The sequence below is a fragment of the Catenovulum sediminis genome (assembly GCF_007289895.1).
Classification (GTDB): Bacteria; Pseudomonadota; Gammaproteobacteria; order Enterobacterales; family Alteromonadaceae; genus Catenovulum; species Catenovulum sediminis.
Window position 1 is genome coordinate 1,913,391 of the sequence record NZ_CP041660.1, and the last position, 19,211, is coordinate 1,932,601.

14 protein-coding genes are annotated in these 19,211 nt (G+C 40.9%); 9 read left to right on the top strand and 5 right to left on the bottom strand.

Translation table 11 applies throughout. The features are described from left to right. Window positions 1-86 precede the first annotated feature (86 nt). A complete protein-coding gene (locus tag FNT16_RS07735) occupies window positions 87-3,707 on the top strand; it encodes a hybrid sensor histidine kinase/response regulator (RefSeq protein ID WP_143871049.1) in 3,621 nt (1,206 codons plus the stop codon). A 12-nt stretch (window positions 3,708-3,719) separates the two neighbouring features. Here FNT16_RS07735 and FNT16_RS07740 read toward each other — a convergent pair whose 3' ends face one another. The 3 genes from FNT16_RS07740 to FNT16_RS07750 are packed head-to-tail and all read right to left on the bottom strand — an operon-like array spanning window position 3,720 to window position 9,252. Next, a complete protein-coding gene (locus FNT16_RS07740; protein ID WP_143871050.1) occupies window positions 3,720-4,937 on the bottom strand; it encodes a phosphoenolpyruvate carboxylase in 1,218 nt (405 codons plus the stop codon). Further along, the gene (locus FNT16_RS07745) at window positions 4,934-5,569 is read right to left on the bottom strand and encodes a condensin complex protein MksE (protein ID WP_143871051.1); all 636 of its coding nucleotides are present in this window, start codon (window positions 5,567-5,569) and stop codon (window positions 4,934-4,936) included. The genes FNT16_RS07740 and FNT16_RS07745 overlap by 4 nt, the downstream gene beginning before the upstream one ends. Further along, a complete protein-coding gene (locus FNT16_RS07750) occupies window positions 5,566-9,252 on the bottom strand; it encodes an ATP-binding protein (protein WP_143871052.1) in 3,687 nt (1,228 codons plus the stop codon). The genes FNT16_RS07745 and FNT16_RS07750 overlap by 4 nt, the downstream gene beginning before the upstream one ends. Before the next feature lie 151 nt (window positions 9,253-9,403). Between FNT16_RS07750 and FNT16_RS07755 the strand changes: the two genes are divergently transcribed. Genes FNT16_RS07755 through FNT16_RS07765 form a run of 3 tightly spaced genes read left to right on the top strand, consistent with a single transcriptional unit; the run spans window position 9,404 to window position 10,508 of the window. Continuing rightward, the gene (locus FNT16_RS07755) at window positions 9,404-9,877 is read left to right on the top strand and encodes a hypothetical protein (RefSeq protein ID WP_143871053.1); all 474 of its coding nucleotides are present in this window, start codon (window positions 9,404-9,406) and stop codon (window positions 9,875-9,877) included. 48 nt (window positions 9,878-9,925) lie between these two features. Next, window positions 9,926-10,219 carry a hypothetical protein gene (locus FNT16_RS07760; RefSeq protein WP_143871054.1) on the top strand — a complete coding sequence of 98 codons (294 nt, stop codon included), beginning with the start codon at window positions 9,926-9,928 and terminating at the stop codon, window positions 10,217-10,219. A gap of 58 nt (window positions 10,220-10,277) precedes the next feature. After that, window positions 10,278-10,508 (top strand): hypothetical protein, encoded by a 231-nt coding sequence (locus tag FNT16_RS07765; protein WP_143871055.1) that lies wholly within the window; start codon window positions 10,278-10,280, stop codon window positions 10,506-10,508. Window positions 10,509-10,537: 29 nt separating this feature from the next. On the opposite strand, the gene FNT16_RS07770 is transcribed toward FNT16_RS07765, so the two are convergent. Together FNT16_RS07770 and typA are read right to left on the bottom strand one after the other, a co-directional pair. Beyond that, on the bottom strand, window positions 10,538-10,774 hold the full coding sequence (locus FNT16_RS07770; protein WP_143871056.1) for a hypothetical protein: 237 nt from the start codon (window positions 10,772-10,774) through the stop codon (window positions 10,538-10,540). A 439-nt stretch (window positions 10,775-11,213) separates the two neighbouring features. Further along, window positions 11,214-13,031, bottom strand: a complete 1,818-nt coding sequence (gene typA, locus FNT16_RS07775) for a translational GTPase TypA (protein ID WP_143871057.1) — start codon at window positions 13,029-13,031, stop codon at window positions 11,214-11,216. 417 nt (window positions 13,032-13,448) lie between these two features. Here typA and glnA point away from each other — a divergent pair, with 417 nt between their 5' ends. From glnA to FNT16_RS07800, 5 genes are all read left to right on the top strand, one after another. Next, the gene (gene glnA / locus FNT16_RS07780; protein WP_143871058.1) at window positions 13,449-14,855 is read left to right on the top strand and encodes a glutamate--ammonia ligase; all 1,407 of its coding nucleotides are present in this window, start codon (window positions 13,449-13,451) and stop codon (window positions 14,853-14,855) included. Window positions 14,856-14,994: 139 nt separating this feature from the next. Next, the gene (locus FNT16_RS07785; RefSeq protein ID WP_143871059.1) at window positions 14,995-15,525 is read left to right on the top strand and encodes a DUF4124 domain-containing protein; all 531 of its coding nucleotides are present in this window, start codon (window positions 14,995-14,997) and stop codon (window positions 15,523-15,525) included. A gap of 92 nt (window positions 15,526-15,617) precedes the next feature. Beyond that, complete coding sequence (gene glnL / locus FNT16_RS07790) at window positions 15,618-16,667, top strand: nitrogen regulation protein NR(II) (RefSeq protein WP_185976725.1); 1,050 nt, start codon at window positions 15,618-15,620, stop codon at window positions 16,665-16,667. Between the two features lie 13 nt (window positions 16,668-16,680). Continuing rightward, the gene (gene glnG, locus FNT16_RS07795) at window positions 16,681-18,096 is read left to right on the top strand and encodes a nitrogen regulation protein NR(I) (RefSeq protein WP_143871061.1); all 1,416 of its coding nucleotides are present in this window, start codon (window positions 16,681-16,683) and stop codon (window positions 18,094-18,096) included. A gap of 59 nt (window positions 18,097-18,155) precedes the next feature. Further along, window positions 18,156-19,139, top strand: coding sequence for an alpha/beta fold hydrolase (locus tag FNT16_RS07800; protein ID WP_143871062.1), 984 nt, complete (start codon window positions 18,156-18,158; stop codon window positions 19,137-19,139). The last annotated feature ends 72 nt before the right edge of the window (window positions 19,140-19,211 follow it).

Genomic DNA, 19,211 nt, shown 5'->3' on the forward strand with positions numbered 1-19,211 from the left:
TGGATTGCTGTGATAAACTCAAATTACAGTATAGTTAAAAAATGACAGTTACAAAGTGAGTTGGTTTGGGGCGATAGGATCAAAATATGAAGGCTATGGACAATAACAGGATAAAGGGCTCTCTTGCGCGCTCGACTTTGTTGCAGATGACACTGCGAGTGGCACCCATTGTCTTCATTATGTCTATTATGAGTTACTGGCATATAGTTTCGACATTAGAAGAGCAAACCGTTGATAAACTTGCGAAATATATTGCAGAGAGGGGAGAGAAGGAAAACGAAATCTTTCAATTGGCCAAACAAAACCATCTTATTTTTAAAAATCAATTTATTCAGTCCTATCAAACAGCAGATAAACAAAAGTTAGTTAAAAACTTCGATTATTTTTATTTTCAGCCGGGAGATGGCACAACACGTTCTAAATCTGAGTTTTTTAATGGAATTGAATTAGCAAGTGGTTTGCCGGTTGATTCGTTCAATTCATTTATTCCGCGAGCCGAGCATCCGGTGTCAGATGATTTAAAAGCGCGTTTAGTGGTCGCTTTTCGGTTGTTAACCCGCTATGGCCCGAGTTGGAATCATTTGGCTGCCAATACTTACATCACCACGCCAGAGGGCGCAATGATAGGTTATTGGCAGGGGGTGCATTGGTCTGCAGCGGCACCGGCTGATTTAGATATTCGAAATGAAGAGTGGGTGTATGTCGCAACCGAACAAAATAACCCTTCGCGAAAGCCGATTTGGACTGGGTTATATCATGACCCAACAGCGGATGAGTGGATGGTGACGTTAAAAACACCGGTTATGGACTACAACGGACAGACTTTGTTAGATGTCGGGCATGATATCTTGCTGAATGATTTATTTAATAGTGTATTTAATGACAAGTTGGAAGGTGCTTACAATTTTATTATTCGTAAAGATCAAAGGTTAATCGCCCACCCAAATCATGTCGACGGTTTATTAAAACAAAAAGGTGTTTTGTCGGTTGCTCAAACACAAGACAGAGCGTTACTAAACCAAACTCAACTGATACTGGATTGGGCTGAGCAAGATACTGCGCGCTATACCGTTTTACTGGATAAAATGACAGATAGTTTTATTGCCGTCGCTAAAATGCCAGCAACTGAATGGTTGTTTGTCACTGTTTTTCCGAAAAGTTTATTGTCTGACAGCGCTTTTTATGCCGCTCGATTTATTTTGGTTTTAGGGTTGGGTTCATTGATATTTGAGTTATGGGCTTTGTTTTTAGTTTTACGAAGTAAAGTGATTCGCCCTGTAAATTCGTTTATCGATGCATCAGCTGGTATGGCACAAGGCGCTCGTTTTGTTGATCAGGGCCGCAACCCGTTGCCTGTTCATCGCACGGATGAAATTGGTCAACTGGCCAACACCTTTACCGCTATGGCGAATACGATATTTGAAGCACATGAAGGTTTAGAGCAAAAAGTCGAACAGCGCACAGAGCAACTGAGAATTGCAAGCCAAGAAGCACAAAGTGCTAACTTGGCTAAGTCTGAATTTTTAGCAAAAATGAGCCATGAAATACGCACCCCAATGAATGCTGTTATTGGCTTAAGTCAGCTTGCTCTAAAGTCTAATTTGACTGTTGAACAGCGTGACTTTCTAACAAAAATTAATAGTTCGGCAAATGTTTTGCTGGGTATCATTAATGACGTTTTAGACTATTCAAAAGTTGAAGCGGGCAAGCTAAACATTGAAAAAGTGCAGTTTAACCTAGAAAAAATAATAGAACGTTCGGTTAATATTTGTGCCATTAAAGCGCACTCTAAAGGTATTGAATTGATATTGGATTTAAAGCCGAGTGTGCCCAAGTTTATCGAAAGTGATCCACTGAGATTACAACAGGTTTTGGTCAATTTAATCTCCAATGCCATTAAATTTACAGAGACGGGACATGTAAATGTATTAGTCGATGCAAAACGCCATGAAAAAGGTTTCTATCAACTCGATTTTGCCGTCATAGATACAGGTGTTGGGATGGACGACGCGCAGCTGTCTAAGCTATTTAAATCTTTTTCGCAGGCTGATGAGTCGGTCACCCGAAAATATGGTGGGACGGGACTCGGCTTGGCTATCAGCAAAGAGCTGGTGGGATTGATGGGCGGCGATATTTCTGTCAAAAGTAAAAAAGGACAGGGTTCTACTTTCAGGTTTTCAATTGAATGTGCGGGCAACAACAATAATCAAACTATCAAAGACGTAACCATAAATGGACGGCCGCTAAGGGTGTTAATTGTTGACGATAATTCGATATCCCGCACGGTTCTGAAAGATTTGTTTGTTTTATACAAAGCTTCTATTGTTGAAGCCGTGAACGGGATTCAGGCAATTGATGCAGTGCAAGCGGCTCAAAATAGTGGCCAGCAATTCGATTTAATCGTGATGGATTGGCGAATGCCAGAAATGAATGGTATTGAGGCATCCCAAATTATAAAAACAGAAATGGGGAAAGATACATTGCCGGCCATTTTAATGATCTCTTCGTATGATAAAGATGATGCTAAAAAACAAGCAGCAGAAAACCAGGTGCAGTTAGATGCATTTTTAGAAAAGCCGGTCAGTCAGTCGGGGTTATTTGATGCGTTAATTCAATGTTTACCGGTTGATGTGAGTCGCTCGGAGCATGATGTGACTGAATTACCGGTAGAAACTACGATTGATTTATCTGAAGCCAATATCCTGCTGGTAGAAGACAATAAATTAAATCGCCAAGTTGCAATTGGCTTTTTAAAAGAAACGGGCGTGCAAATTGATATTGCTGAGAATGGCATTCAGGCAATTGATAAAGTGTTACATAACAATTATGACTTAGTTTTGATGGATATTCAGATGCCTGATATGGATGGTTTAACGGCCACTCGTGAGATCAGAAGTATATTAGGAGCTGATGTTTTGCCTATCATCGCGATGACCGCACATGCGATGGTTGGGGATGCAGAAAAAAGCTTAAATGCAGGGATGAATGCTCATATTATAAAACCGATTGATCCTAACGAGTTATATTCCATGTTACACAGGTGGATTGATAAATCTAAAGTGAAGCGCAAAAACAAGGTAGAGACGCGCGCGAGTGAATTTGAAGAGTTGCTGGCTTTACCCATGCTGGATATCAGTGAAGCGATCGCGAAGATGCAAGGCAGAGAAAATTTGTATCTCAGTTTAATCGAGACCTTTTATCAGGACAATCTGACAGTGGCGGATGCTATGTTGCAGCTAAGCAATCAGCACGCATTGGATAAATTGCATATTAAAGCGCACTCGTTGAAGTCAAACGCAGCGTACATTGGTGCCAATGAGTTGGCCCGGTTTGCTCACAAACTGGAAGTTGCCATCGAAAACAAAGACCCTTACGAAGAGTTAGTGGATGTAGTGGTGCACAAACTAAAGGCTTTGTTGTTGGCACTGAAACCATTTATTGAACGATTTGGTGAACAGGAAGTAGAGCCGGGTGAATTTGATCAGCAAACAGTAGATGGGTTGCTTCAGCAATTAGCCGGTTATTTAAGTCAATCCGATGCTAAAGCAGAAGATTTAGTGCCCGAGTTGAAGCAGCTCAGGCATCATATCAAAGCCGTTGATATTGTTGATCAGCTTATTACTTGTATCGATGAAATCGAGTATGAAGAAGCGCTAGAAATATTACAAGCGAACCCGGATGCTTTTCTTTTGTGCTCGCATGATTAGCTAAACCCATGATTAGCGAAACCATAGTTGCACGTCTTCGATAATTTTATTGCCACTGTATAGCGGGTGGTCACGGAGTGATTTTTCAACACTAAAGTAAGCCTTATCACTCGCAGATAGGGCTTCAAAACCGCCTATAACTTGGTAAAGCCAAGCTTCAGTATCAAATTCTAAATTATGTTGTAGATGATAATCTAACGCTGAGATTCGTTCACCGGTATCTATAATATGACAAAAATAGGCTTCGACGGCTTTTTTAATTTTATTATCCGTCAGCTCTAAGGTTTCATTGTCTTCTACCACAACAACCTGTGCTGGCATAATGGGTTTAGGTTTATGTAAATGTTGAATCGCTTTTATACGGGCGACTATTTCACTCAATTCAGCTTCGTGTTCTGTTTGATTGACATTAATCGCAGCAGGTTTTAACAGATCGCTTGCCAAATTAAATAAATTGGGCACTTGACGATGTCGAGTGTATTGCGCGGGCTGATAATTTGGCTTTTGCTCTAAATGTAAAATAAAACCTTTTAGTAAACGGGTTTTGCCTTGGAATTCTCTAAAGCGACCTAACAACTCGATTAATCTGGCTTGGACTAGGCTCAACTCTTGTGCTACCAGTGAAAAATTAGACTGCAAGGTCACCACTAATAAGCGCCGTAGATCACGATTGCTGCCTGCCTCTTGTGCGAGTTTGTCAAACTCAAACATTTCCAATTGAGTCAGTAAATCTGTAACCTGTTGCTGAGCCAGTTGGTTTTCTCTAATTTTGGCATCAATTGACGCGACATAACCAAATTCTTTATGAATGCGACTCCACAATCCACGTACACCTTGTTTAAGCGTGTCAATCATCGCGTAAGTTAATTCTGTCAAGTCGGCTAAATGAGCTTCTGCTTCAATAAACTTGTGTTTATCACATGCCTCTTTATAGTGCGCGACCAGTGTATACAGTTTGCTGAGTGCGGATGCGATATTAGCGTCAACCTGACGGTTTCGTTCATCACTTAAACCTGCTTCTAAAATTGCCCGCACAACGCGTCGCAAGCGTAAATCAGATTCCGCATCCGGTCGCCATAGTAGGCCTAACTGTTGTAAATTTTCCAATACTTGAGGTGAATGTTGGCTTTCATCAACTGTACCTTCAATATAGGCTTGCATGATTAACTCAGAGTGCCTGCCCAGCGCTCTAAGAATTTTTTGTCCACTTTGTGTGATGTTCTGCTTCACAATAAAACACCCTGTTGCATTGCTGCTGCGGCCTGCTCTGTCAATGATAAGGCTTCAGTTTCGTCAATAAAGCGCAGTACTTCATACAAGTATTCGATTTTACCTGTTGCAATATATATTTGTTTTTCGCTATTGGGTTTAACCAAATAACCCAATTCCGTCAGGCGTTTAAATATTTGTTTTAATTGCCCATCCGCTGTTTTACTGAGTGAGCCAAACAAGGGGTATGCGGATATCTTACTTAACTGCTCTAAAAAAGCGGGTGTATCTTCAATCGTGCTTTGTATTTCATTCAAACGAATGGCTGCACCTTGGGTTAAAGGGGTGTCTTGAGCAGAGCTTTCTTGAATCAATAATAACCACTCAACTAGCGGTAATAAGTTACTGCTGATTTCTTTAAATTGACGTTCTAAAATCGTACGTTCTTTGTCATGTAACGTTAAATAGCTGGCGTAAAATACTTCACCATCTGCTGCGCTTGAGAGTGTACGATTTAAAATATTCAACTGTTGCTCTATCTGATTAAGATGGTTTTCGTGTTGTAAATACAAAAAAGCTTCTTCGTCACTCACCCGACAAATAAAATGTCCTGATAATAATATTTCCAGCACACGGCCTTGTTGCGTCATCATACGACTGCCCCTTTTTCTGTCTGAGCTTGTTTTTTGGCTTGTAAGCGTTGTGAAATCGCATTGATTCTGGGTTGTACAATTTGTAATCTGCGCGTTTTTTTGTCGATTAAATAGCGGTTATCAAACAAGCTTAGGATATCGGATTCTGGGTTAGGAAATGCGCCTACGATACTGATGTTGTTATGTTCACATGCTTCAAATATCTTTTTGATATTGCTTTGGTGTAAGGTGCCTAGCTCATCAATTGGCCAGTGAATAGTCGCTTGTGAGTGGCCGCGCAGCAAGCGGGTGAACGCCAGCAAAAATTTACACAGGATTAGGTAGGCCATTCCATGACTGGAAGATTCGTTTAATTGCCTGTCAGTGCGGATGACCAGTTCACTATTTCCTTCTTTTATACGCAGTTCAATGTCCAATAATTTACTAATGCCTCCGGTGACAGCGGCGCGACCTAGAATGTCTAACACTCGGCGCATGCTGGCGGCATATTCTGCAGACGGCAGTTGATGTGCACCCTTGTCTAACCAATCCAGATATAATTGGTGAAAGTGTTTCAGTTCTGGCCAAAATTCCAGATCGCTAATTTTGGAACGAATGCGAACGGCAGAGTCGGATATTCCATCTAAATAGAGCTCGGCATCGACCTCTTTACTGATACGTTTGCTTTGACTGGATATGTGTTTATCTATATCAGCAAGTACCTGATAATAGCTGGTTAAGCCTGTGCCAAATATTTTGCCTTGTTCGCACAAGCCTTGCAGTTTTTGGGGCACAAATACGTTTAACAGTTCGGACAGTTTGTTTACGAGTTTATGATTGTCTACTTGCTTTATCCCTTTGTGATTGACAAAACTGGATTCTTCACGTGATCTGTCCCAAATTTCGGCTAACCCAGTACCGGATTGTGCGGCAATTAAACTATCAAAATGCTCTAACTGTGTTTTTATTTCTGCCATGAGTCGATCGCGTTCGGCCAATAACTCTCTACTTTCATTTATTCTTTGGGTTAGCTTGTTGTTTTCTTTAGTTAATTCAACAAAGGGGAGTTTAAGTTTATTGAGTTCTTTGGATATCGATTGCAGCTCACTTTCATGATGTTTGTTTTCACGTAAAACCTGCTCTGCCAAGCTTTGTTGTTCTTTTAACTGATTACGGTTTTGCTGGTATTGCTGGCTGGCCATGGTTAAATTGCGCTCAGTCTCTGCATGTTGTTGTTTTGCTTTGGCCAAAGCGGTTTGCCACTTGATTTTATGGCCATTAAAAACGGTGTCGTACCAATGCAGGTAGTCATTTACTAGGCTGCGTTTTTGCTCTGTTGATTTAATATCCTGTGTTAATTTTTGAATGGCTTTTTTGAGCTTACTGATTTCATCAACATCTAAACCTCGTTTGGCCATTTCATTTTGTAACCAGCTTTCACACTCTTGCTTGTCTTGTTTCAGGCTGAGTTGATTTTGGCGGATACGCTGCTCAATTTGCTCAATTTGTTGTTGTATATCAGCCAATAGTTGCTGCCAGTGCGCTTGATGTTCTAACTCAGCTTCTGCTTTTTGCTCTTTGATGTTATCTATACTGGCCTGCTTTTCGGCTTCTAAGCGTTTTTGCGCATGAATATTGTCCTGCAGTTGTTTTGTCAGGCGCGAGCGTCGTTCGTTTAAAGCGGTTTTGAACTCGTGTTGCAGAGTCTGTTTGTCTAGCTGGTATCGCTTTCTTTGTTGAGCCTTGTGCTCGCAATCGCTTTTTTGCTGGCTGAGTTGCGTTTGCGCTTGCTGTACTTGCGCGTTTGCTTCAGCCAACGCTTGTTGTGCTTGTGCAACATCTTTCTCTGCTTGTTTGAGCTCGGCTTGTGCTGTCGCTTGTTTATCTTTTAAGGTTTGTTCAGCTTCAGCATATTGAGGTAATTCTAGCGCTGTTAAATCCAGTTCGATACCATACACACTCGTGTCTGATTGTGTCACCTTACTTGGTTTAAGGTCTGTGCGTTGCAGCAAGCTAGGATGAATGATTTTGCCTAAATTTTGTTCCCAGTTGTCACATTCTAAACGCAGAAATTCCATTAGAGTATTTTGCCCGGGGTACAAGAGTTTTTCTATTTGGCTCAGTGCATGCTGTTGTTTGTCTTGATGCTTACGTGTCTGATTTAGCTGCTCATCCGCTTTGCGGCGTTGTTGTTGCAATTTATTCAGTGTTTGTTCCGCTTGTTGTACGCTTTGGCGACTGAGATCTTCTTCTTCAACTGCTTCACGTATTTGCGCATCAAAGAGGTCTAATTCCTCTTGCTCTTGGGCATTGTAGCCAGCATGTTGCAATATGCTGTTGATCTCAGTTTGATGTTTTTGTAATTCGTGCAAACGCTCTTTGAATTCACGCTCAATAGTTTGCAATTGATCTTGGTAATCGTGCCGCAGGTTTAATAATTGCTGTTGTTCTGTGCTTTTTTGCTCATTCAGTATTTCTTTTTTGGCTTCTTTTTCTGCGCGATAAATTTCGATTTCAATAGCATACTTTTCGCTGATTTGTGCCAATCTTTTGTTGTAAGCAGATTCAATATCTGAGTGTTGCTCAGTTAATAGCGCATATCTAGAGCTCAGTGTTTCTAACTCACTTTGCCATTGTGGTAATTGTGTCAGTTGATGCTGAATCGCTTCAATATCTTTATCTTGCCATTGTAAAAAAGCAATTTCGACTTGTTCAAGGTCGGCTTCATGTTGTTGAATATCAGAGCGCGCTGCAGATAACAATTGGTTGAGTTTATCTTGTTGGTAAGTCCACTCAGAGTTGAGCTTTTTCAGCGCCAACTGAGCCTCTTCTAAGGCGCCTTGCTGCTCGATAATTTCCTTGCTGATGAGCGACTGATCTAATGCAAAGTGTTGTTTTAACTGGCTCAAGCGTTTTTCATATTGAGTTACACTGCGATGGTTTTGCTCAAGCTGAAGAAACTCTGGCTTAATTTTATTAAAGCCTTGAATGAGCTGGCATTCTTTAATCCAGTGATCGACTTTAGCGATATTAAGATTGGTTTTTGGCGGACTGACGCCATCTTCTTCCAAAATAGCTGACACCATGGCTTTGATGGTTTCCATCTTACCTTCTTTGGAGTGTACTGCTTTTGCCAGTTTTTCAATATGGCGCAAATTGCCATCATTTTCACATAAGCTAAATTGCCGTGCGTAGGCAAGTAATTCACGACTCATTGCACTTTGATTTAACTGGCTTCTGTCGTTTTGGATAATTGCTCGATATTGACTGGTATTTAATAGACTGCTTTGGCTGATGCCGGCTCGTTTGAAATTACGTCCTAGTTCAACCATTGGAATGGCTTTGTAATCGCCGCTAAGTTGCGCTTGTAGGTAATCTTCCAGTTCAAATCCTTTGGCCACCAAACGATAATTTACGCCTGAGCCTGTCGATGCTAAGACAGTTTGACAAAGTTGTTGATTATCTTTTTGATATTCGTAGATGATATAACTTGATTCTCTGGGTAGATACCAACGCTCGAAGCTATCTCGTGTCGCCGGGACAACGCGGCTTGGAAATTCACCATAAAATACTGGGATTAATCTTTGCAATGTCGTTTTACCGGATGCGTTTGTACCGCAAATGTTCGTATGGCCGTTTAATTTTAATTCGACGACGCCAGGCAAATGAGTGTCTATTAGTATGATGCGCTGCAAACTTGGCATTACAACCCTTTTGAATAGATGAACTGAGGTTGCTAATTATGCGGATTCAGCAGGCAAAGGCAATTCTTTGCCACTATTAATCCATGTGTCAACCGACAAGAATTTGATATTATGTTGGTTAAGGTGGTTTTTAGTTTAGTAGGATGAATTCGTGATATTAGTTGGTGCCGCATTTGCTATTTTGATTTTAGCAATTTTTTATTTCGCCTTTAAAGCAGAGTCTGTTAAAAAAGAATTACACTTGTATCAAGGTAAATTGACGACTGTAACGAATACGAGCAAACAACATGTAGAAATGATTAATTTGTTAAGTGAAGCGTATCAAAAGAGTTTGCTGGATAAACTCGCGTTTGTTAAACAAACGCGGCCGGATATGCAAAACATTAAATGTGTTGACGCTATTATCATGCAAACGGTACAGATTACCAATGACATGTTATTAAAAAATATGACGGTTAAGCAAGCTGTAGAGCATAACATCGGTCGAGTGTCTGACATTAGCCATGAGGAGCTACAGAATTTTTTCGTGGATCAACCGAATGCCATTAAACAAGCATGGAACGGCATACACTACCGTCAATATATGTCACTGTGTGAGCAGTTACTGGAGGCAATTGACGCTTAAGCTCTAATTCTCTGCTATATTTTAATGAGTTTGTTTTAGGGGGAATATATGGGTGTCAGTGAGCTAGATTTACTATTGTATATCGCGGGGATTTGTTTTTTTCTTATGCCTATCGCTTTGGTTGCCGGCGATAAAAGATCGGTCGGTCAATCGAAAAATATTTGGTTGTTGGCAACTTTGTTTTTATCTTGGCTTGGTTGGTTAGTCTACATCTCAACCGTTCAGGCGGATGAAGAGAAAAAACTCGAAAAAGAACGACGTTCTAAAAAGCATGCGGAAGCACAATCAAGAGCTAAAAAGCTTCAACAGCAAGGTGCGGCGGCGGCTAAAAAACAAAAATAGCTCAAGTAAAATTTTGACATGGCGATAAATAGTGGAAGCCTATTTATTGGGGTGTGTCTTGAGCGATATGCAACTGCTGTCAAACATCGGGCTAATCGTAGCCTATTTATTTCCTGTCTTTTTTATTTTAAAAGATAATTCAACAAAAGGGCATGAAAAAAACATCTGGTTGATTGGTGTCATGCTTTTTTCTTGGTTTATTTTTGCAGTCTATCTGCTGGTGGTGCCAAAGGTGCTAGATAACTTGTTAAACAGAGCCTTTCCGGATTATTTGTATCGTAAACCGTAAAAAATATTAACTTGTATGAAGAGTCCGTATTAGGTGCGCAAAATAATACTAGGCTCTGAATCAATATCACCTTCTTCAGATAACGTCACTATATCATCCTCACGCAGTAAAACGGCGAGTTTACCTTCTTCTGTGTCGCGAATAAAAGCAAGCTGATAACCGTATTGGAATAAAGAATTAGCTGAAAATTTTTGTGCCAACGACAAATGTTCCCACCATTGATTAGGGTCTAAAACTAACTTTCTTTCATATTTTTTTTGCGCCATACAACTTACCTGTGCAAACTGCTAATTGATATATCTTAAACTAATTTAAAACAAATTAGATCTAAAAATGTACAGTTTGTTTAAACACAATGACTTAGAGTTGTAAACTGAGGGCTACGAGCTACGAGCTACGAGCTACGAGCTTCGAGCTTCGAGCTTCGAGCTTCGAGCTTCGAGCTTCGAGCTTCGAGCTTCGAGCTTCGAGCTTCGAGCTTCGAGTTTCGAGTTTCAAGTTTCAATTGTAGGTCGTGGCTTTAGCCCGACAATCAAGCAAAAGCTTCGAGCTTCAAATTGTGATTTTTATTTATCGTGAATATAAAAAATGCCGCAGGTGAATAAATCACTTGCGGCATTATTTTTAAATTTATACTGAATCGCTCGTCGCTCGTCGCTCGTCGCTCGTCGCTCGTCGCTCGTCGCTCGTCGCTCGTCGCTCGTCTTAAGCTTTTTCGCGAGATGCGCGTTTTCTTTCGTTTTCAGTTAATAATTTTTTACGTACACGGATGCTGGCTGGCGTTACTTCTACCAATTCGTCATCATCAATAAACTCTAATGCTTGTTCAAGTGTATAAACGATGGGTGGGCTAAGGGTTAACGCCTCATCAGTACCTGCTGCGCGAATATTATTTAACTGCTTACCTTTTAAAGGGTTTACCGTTAAATCATTGTCACGACTGTGGATACCAATCACCATGCCTTCATATACTTCTTTACCATGCCCGATAAACAAACGACCACGATCTTGCAGGGTAAATAATGCGTAAGCTAGCGCTTTACCCATACCATTTGAAATCAATACACCATTTAAGCGTTGACCAATGACCCCGCCTTTAAACTCACCGTAATGGTCAAATGAATGATACATCAAACCCGAGCCTGAAGTGATGGTCATGAATTCACTTTTGAAGCCAATTAAACCGCGGCTTGGTACGACAAAGTCAATTCGAATTCGGCCTTTACCATCTGGCACCATATCTGTCATTTCGGCTTTACGTAAGCCTAATTTTTCCATGATAGTACCTTGGTGTTCTTCTTCGATATCAACAGTCAAAGTTTCAAATGGCTCTAACTTAACACCATTTTCTTCTTTCATGATAACTTCAGGACGAGATACGGCTAATTCAAAACCTTCACGGCGCATATTTTCAATTAATACGCCCAAGTGTAATTCACCCCGACCTGAAACACGGAATTTATCTGGGTCTTCAGTTTCTTGCACGCGCAATGCCACGTTATGTACCAGCTCGTTGTTTAAACGGTCTAATATTTGACGTGAAGTGACAAATTTACCTTCTTTTCCGGCAAATGGAGAATTATTAACTTGGAATGTCATGGTGACTGTTGGTTCATCAACAACCAGCGGTGGTAAGGCTTCAACCGTGTTAGGATCACAAATCGTATCAGAGATTTTGAGTTCACCTAAACCGGTCACTGCAATAATGTCGCCCGCATTCGCTTCTTCTTTCTCATAGCGGTCAAGGCCTAAATAACCTAATACCTGACCTATTTTTCCGTTGCGCTTTTTACCGTCAGCACCAATCACAGTGACTTGTTGGTTAACGCGAGCTGTACCACGTTTAATGCGGCCAATACCGATAACGCCCACATAGTTAGAATAATCTAACTGTGAAATTTGCATTTGCAATGTACCAGCAGGATCGGCTTCTGGTGGATCAACATGTTCTAAAATCGCAGCAAATAAATCATCCATGTTATCTTTTTGCACGTCTTCTTCTGCCGACGCCCAGCCATTAATTGCTGATGCATAAATAATTGGGAAGTCTAACTGCTCATCTGTAGCACCCAAGTTATCAAATAAATCGAAAACTTGATCAATAACCCAATCTGGACGTGCTGCAGGTTTGTCTATTTTGTTGATTACCACAATTGGGCGTAAACCATGTGAGAACGCTTTTTGGGTTACAAAACGCGTTTGTGGCATCGGGCCTTCTTGCGCATCAACTAATAGTAAAACTGAATCAGCCATTGATAATACGCGCTCAACTTCGCCACCGAAATCAGCGTGTCCAGGCGTATCCAAGATATTGATGCGGAAGTCCTTATAATCAATAGCAGTATTTTTAGCGAGAATGGTGATGCCACGCTCTTTTTCGATGGCATTTGAATCCATGATACGTTCTTCGGCTTCGCCGCGACTTTCTAACGTACCAGACTGCTGCAAAAGTTTGTCTACCAAGGTTGTTTTACCATGGTCAACGTGTGCAATAATTGCAATGTTTCTTAATTTATCTAACACAGGATGTTTCCGCTCAATATTAAATTGCGTTTCAGAGTAAATAATCTAGTCTGAAAACGAAATTGCTAAAAATTGCGCGCATTGTACACAGTCAAGCTGCAAGTGAGTAGCTAAAGTGCATAAAAAACTCGCAAATAAAGATTAATTTTGTTTTTCTATTGCTCTTGGTTCTCGGAATACTGTATTTTATGTGTGCGATTTTTTGGTAGCACTTAAGTTCACAATGGGGATTGCGCACCATTTTGGTTAGTACTGTGCACCAATATAATGCAATTTTCCCAATGCCATCTTGGTTTTGCACAGTTAACCTTTGTCTTTGCACTAAAATGTGGTTTGGTATGGTTATTGCTTAATCGATGGCAAGGCGTATTGATAGCGGTGCGCTGTTACAAAATTATAATTTTCCGGAGGAATGCAATGTCTGCAGAAATTCTAGATATGTTAAAAGACGGCGAAGTAAAATTTGTCGACTTACGATTCACTGATACTAAAGGTAAAGAACAGCACGTTTCTATCCCTGCTCACCAGGTAAGTGCTGACTTCTTCGTTGACGGTAAAATGTTCGACGGTTCTTCAATCGCTGGCTGGAAAGGTATCAACGAATCAGACATGATCCTTATGCCAGATGCGACGACTGCAGTACTTGACCCATTTGCAGAAGAGTCTACTTTAATCGTACGTTGTGACATCGTTGAACCTGCTACTATGCAAGGTTACGACCGTGATCCACGTTCAATCGCTAAACGTTCTTTAGAGTACTTAAAATCTACTGGTATTGGTGACGATGCGTTTATTGGTCCAGAGCCAGAGTTTTTCTTATTCGATGATGTTAAGTACAGCCAAACTATGGGTTCTGGTTTCTACAGTGTTGATTCTACTGAAGCCGCATGGAACTCTGGTAAGTCTTACGACGAAGGTAACATGGCTCACCGTCCAGGTGTTAAAGGCGGTTACTTCCCAGTTCCACCAGTCGATTCAGCGCATGATATCCGTTCAGCGATGTGTTTGATCCTTGAAGAAATGGGTCAAGTCGTTGAAGCGCATCACCATGAAGTCGCAACTGCTGGTCAGAACGAAATCGCAACTCAGTTTAACTCATTAGTTAAAAAAGCGGACGAAGTTCAGATTAAAAAATACGTTATTCATAACGTAGCACACGCATACGGTAAAACAGCTACTTTCATGCCTAAGCCTATCGTTGGTGATAATGGTTCTGGTATGCACGTTCACCAATCTATCTCTAAAGATGGTAAGAACGTTTTTGCGGGTGATAAGTATGCTGGTTTATCGCAAGAAGCTTTATGGTACATTGGTGGTATCATTAAGCATGCTAAAGCGATCAACGCATTTACGAACGCTTCAACTAACTCTTACAAGCGTTTGGTTCCTCATTTCGAAGCGCCAATCATGTTAGCTTACTCTGCGCGTAACCGTTCAGCGTCAATTCGTATTCCATACGTGACAAGCGATAAAGCACGTCGTATCGAATGTCGTTTCCCTGATCCAACAGCTAACCCATACTTAGGCTTCACAGCTATGTTGATGGCGGGTATCGATGGTATCTTAAACAAAATCGATCCAGGCGCTGCTATGGATAAAGATTTGTATAACTTACCAGCTGAAGAAGAAGCAAGCATTCCAAAAGTTGCAAGCTCTTTAGAAGAGGCTTTATTAGCACTAGATGCAGATCGTGCATTCTTAACTGCTGGTGGTGTTATGAGCGACGATATGATCGACGCATACATTGAATTGAAAACTGAAGAAGCGAACAAAGTACGTGTTACGCCTCATCCAGTTGAGTTCGAATTATACTACAGCGTTTAATTTATAAAAAATGTAGTTAATTTGTTAAAAAAGTCCGCTTTTGCGGACTTTTTTATAGATAATTTTTAACGTTCGAGGTAAAGTTAGCGTCCTAATCAGTTGTAAAATGGATTAAAAGACAGTGAAAAGTCGCCTTTCAATGTTGAACAAGATGGCTCTGGCATTCTCTCTTTTGGTGTCATCAAATTATCTTTATAGTACTAGCAAAGTTTATGTTTACCGCAATGCCGATGGTGTCTTGGTTTTTTCGGATAAACCACATCCAGGCGCTGAAGAAATCTCGCCAAAAAGCAAAATTGAATCTATTCCTGCGGTGAATACATCGTTGGACTCGTCAAATACCCGCTCAGCTAACAATGACAAACAGGTTGAATACACAGTAAAAGTTATACAACCGCAGGACAAAGCTACAATTAGAGACAATACAGGTGCGGTTTATGTCGCAACTCAAGTCGTGCCGACTTATCAAGCAGATATGAAAGTTAGGTTGTTATTAGACGGTCAAGAAGCAATGCCTCCCCAAAGTCGCTCGGTATTTATGCTGAAAAATGTCTACCGTGGTGAACACACGTTAAAAATTGAACTTATCGACTCAAACGGCAAGGTAATTGCATCATCTAAGCCCAGAACATTTTATATGCACCGGGCTTCGGTAATTACTCCAAAATAATAAAGAAATTAGTTTGGTCGTTTGATGCCTTGTGCTACATTTTGGTGCGTTGCTATTTAGTGGTGCGTAAACCAGTATGCAAAGAGGCGATTGTGTTTAGTGACCTGATCTTAAATAATATTAATAGTAGTATCCTGATTTGCGATCAAGATTTACAGGTACTTTATGCAAACCCGGCGGCAGAAAGTTTTTTTAAGCTGAGTGTGCGCCGTTTAAAAGAGCTAAATTTAATGCAATTGTTTCGCTATAGCTCTTTTGACTTAGAACGTGTAAGGCAAGCTGTACCGACACAGCAGGGCTTTACCGACACTGAAGTCTCTTTGGTGACGATGGATGAGCACCATGCAATGGCTGAAATGACCTTCACACCCGTTCGTTCAAAGCAATCATGCCAATTATTAGTTGAAATTCATGCAATTGATCAAATAAAGCGTGTTAGCCAAGAGAGTTTTGTGCAATCACAAATGTTGGCATCTCGAGACCTGATCCGTGGATTGGCCCATGAAATCAAAAATCCTTTGGGTGGTATTCGTGGTGCTGCACAACTTTTAGACAAAATGCTTGATGACAATGACCTGAAAGAGTGCACTCAAGTTATTATGTCTCAGTCTGATCGTTTACGTAATTTGGTTGATAGATTGTTAGGGCCCAACAGGCTACCTAAACGTAACGTATCCAATGTGCATAAAATAATTGAACAAGTACGCCAATTAATTGAGCTTGAATCTGAAAACAATATTGTTCGTTTTTATCGTGATTATGATCCCAGTATTCCCGAATTTGAAATGGATGAAGAGCAAATCTATCAAGCTTTGTTAAACATTGTGCGGAATGCGTTTCAGGCGCTGCAAGCGCAAGGACAAGGCAAAATTACTTTTCAGACTCGTATCGCAAGTCAAGAAACCATTCATGGCCAAAGACACAAGTTGGCTGCCATTATAAAAATCATAGATAACGGACCGGGTATACCGGACCATATTCGTGATACTTTGTTTTATCCCATGATTACCACTAAATCTGACGGTACGGGTTTAGGTTTGTCTATTGCACAAACATTAATTAATCAACACAGAGGGCGTATTCATTGTGAAAGTTGGCCGGGGCACACCGAATTTACCGTTTATTTACCGATAGAGATATAGGATTGAATTTGTTATGAATGCAACTAAAGTCTGGATTGTAGACGATGACAGCTCGATTCGCTGGGTGATGGAAAAAGCGCTGGAAGCAGCCGACATCAGTAATACCAGTTTTGAATCACCATTAGAATTGTTGGATGCGTTAAAAAACGACAGTCCTGACGTTATCATCTCAGACATTCGGATGCCTGAGATGGATGGCATGGAGTTGCTAGAACAGGTACATCAACACGACTCAGAAATCCCAGTTATTATTATGACGGCGCATTCTGATCTGGATTCTGCTGTCAATGCTTATCAAAGTGGTGCTTTCGAGTATTTACCCAAGCCTTTTGATATCGACGATGCGGTAAGCTTAACACAGCGCGCATTGACGCACGTTAAAGAAAATAGTAAGAAAAAGCGCGCACGGCCAAAAGAAGAGCAAATCTCTACCGATATTATTGGTGAAGCACCCGCTATGCAGGAAGTTTTTCGTGCAATTGGCCGTTTATCCCGCTCGAGTATTAGTGTTTTAATTAATGGTCAATCTGGGACAGGTAAAGAGTTAGTCGCTCGCGCATTGCACAAACATAGTCCAAGAAAAGACAAAACCTTTATCGCCTTAAATATGGCCGCGATACCCAATGATTTAATCGAATCGGAATTGTTTGGCCATGAAAAAGGCGCGTTTACCGGTGCAAATGCGGTACGTGAAGGGCGCTTTGAACAAGCAAATGGTGGCACGCTATTTTTGGATGAAATTGGCGATATGCCGTTGCAGGTACAAACACGTTTATTGCGGGTGTTGGCCGATGGTCAGTTTTATCGTGTCGGTGGTCGGCAACCACAAAATGCAGATGTAAGAATTATCGCTGCGACCCATCAAAATTTAGAAAAATTGGTTGCAGAAGGTAAGTTTAGAGAAGATTTATTCCATCGTCTCAATGTTATTCGAATTCACTTGCCGCCACTGAATGAGCGAAAAGAAGATATACCCAAACTCGCTTCTCAGTTTTTAAAGCAAGCAGCCAAAGAAATGAGTGTTGAAGAGAAACGCTTGTCACCGCAAGCCGCGGAATACCTAGCTAGCTTGTCATGGCCGGGAAATGTTAGACAATTGGAAAATACTTGTCGTTGGTTGACGGTAATGGCCAGTGGGCAAGAAATACTGATCCCTGATTTACCACCTGAGTTATTAGATTCTGCGCCCGAAGTCAGCAGTGTAAGTGGAGAGCCTGCAGGCGATTGGCAAACTTTATTAACACGCTGGGTAGATGAGCAATTGGCCAGTGGCAAAAATAATATACTGGATGATGCACTCGCGACATTCGAAAGCATTATGTTAAAACGCGCTTTACATTATACCATGGGTCATAAACAAGAAGCGGCCAAACGGCTAGGCTGGGGACGAAACACAATTACTCGAAAAATGAAAGAGTTAAATATTTGATTGAAATTCATTTCTGATCAGTTAGGCTAATCTATAGGATAGATTAGCTTGGATGTTATATGTCTTTGCATGATGATTGCAGCCTGCATAATCGAGAAGAAAATTGGCAGGCTTTTTTGGCTCAACAGGTTCAACCTGTGTGGCAACAGTATGTGGAGGAATTTGTCGTTAAAACGCAAGACAACATTGAATTGCATGGCGTGACAATTCATCATCCGCAAGCGGTGCGTAATGTTGTTTTAATTCCAGGGCGCGTTGAAACTTATAAAAAGTATCAAGAAGTGTGCTTTGATTTGTTTCAGCAAGGGTGCAATATCTTCTCAATTGATCATAGAGGACAGGGGTTTTCTCAACGCTTATTAAGTGATCCTGAAAAAGGCTATGTTCGAGACTTCGCTGATTATGCCAAAGATCTACATTTTGCTTTACAACATACAGGCTTCATTGAAAATAAGTTACCAACGGCATGTATCGCACATTCAATGGGATCAGCGATTGCGCTGAACTGGATTGAGCAATATCAACCTCAATTAGATAAGTTAGTTCTGTGCGCCCCAATGCTGGGTATCAATGCGGGTCCATTACCACAGTCATGTGCTTTATCTGTTGCTAGCTTGGCCGACTTTTTAGGGCGGAAACTGTTTTCTGAAGTGCCTTATTTTATCGGCCAACAGCCTTACAACAGACCAGAATTTGAGGGCAATGTATTGTCGCATAGCCGAGTCAGGTTTGAATATGTACAGGACATGCAAGCTCAATGTCGCTTGGGTGGGGTGACAACCAGCTGGTTGTATCAAGCTTTAAAATTAATAAAAAGACTCCCTCAAATAGGTCAACAACTCAGTTGCGAAACCCTGTTGTTGCAAGCAGAAAATGATGTGGTTGTTAGTTTGATGGCGCAAGATAAATGGTGTGAACAAGCAGGCAAAGTACATGACAGGGTGAATAAGCGTATTGTAAAGGGGGCAAAACACGAGATACTGATGGAAAAAGACGAAATTCGCGCCCCAATTATGCAGGAGATATTATATTTTATTCGTTAAATCCAAAGTCGAGCGGCTCATATCAGTGCTATATTTAATCTAATTTATTATTAAGCATTAGGCTTTAACTTC

Bases quoted from the DNA above. Each gene is read 5' to 3' on its own strand.
- FNT16_RS07800 (WP_143871062.1), top strand. From the start codon at position 18,156: ATGTCTTTGCATGATGATTGCAGCCTGCATAATCGAGAAGAAAATTGG.
- glnA (WP_143871058.1), top strand. From the start codon at position 13,449: ATGTCTGCAGAAATTCTAGATATGTTAAAAGACGGCGAAGTAAAATTT.
- FNT16_RS07750 (WP_143871052.1), bottom strand. From the start codon at position 9,252: ATGCCAAGTTTGCAGCGCATCATACTAATAGACACTCATTTGCCTGGC.
- FNT16_RS07785 (WP_143871059.1), top strand. From the start codon at position 14,995: ATGTTGAACAAGATGGCTCTGGCATTCTCTCTTTTGGTGTCATCAAAT.
- glnG (WP_143871061.1), top strand. From the start codon at position 16,681: ATGAATGCAACTAAAGTCTGGATTGTAGACGATGACAGCTCGATTCGC.
- FNT16_RS07735 (WP_143871049.1), top strand. From the start codon at position 87: ATGAAGGCTATGGACAATAACAGGATAAAGGGCTCTCTTGCGCGCTCG.
- FNT16_RS07745 (WP_143871051.1), bottom strand. From the start codon at position 5,569: ATGATGACGCAACAAGGCCGTGTGCTGGAAATATTATTATCAGGACAT.
- FNT16_RS07770 (WP_143871056.1), bottom strand. From the start codon at position 10,774: ATGGCGCAAAAAAAATATGAAAGAAAGTTAGTTTTAGACCCTAATCAA.
- FNT16_RS07760 (WP_143871054.1), top strand. From the start codon at position 9,926: ATGGGTGTCAGTGAGCTAGATTTACTATTGTATATCGCGGGGATTTGT.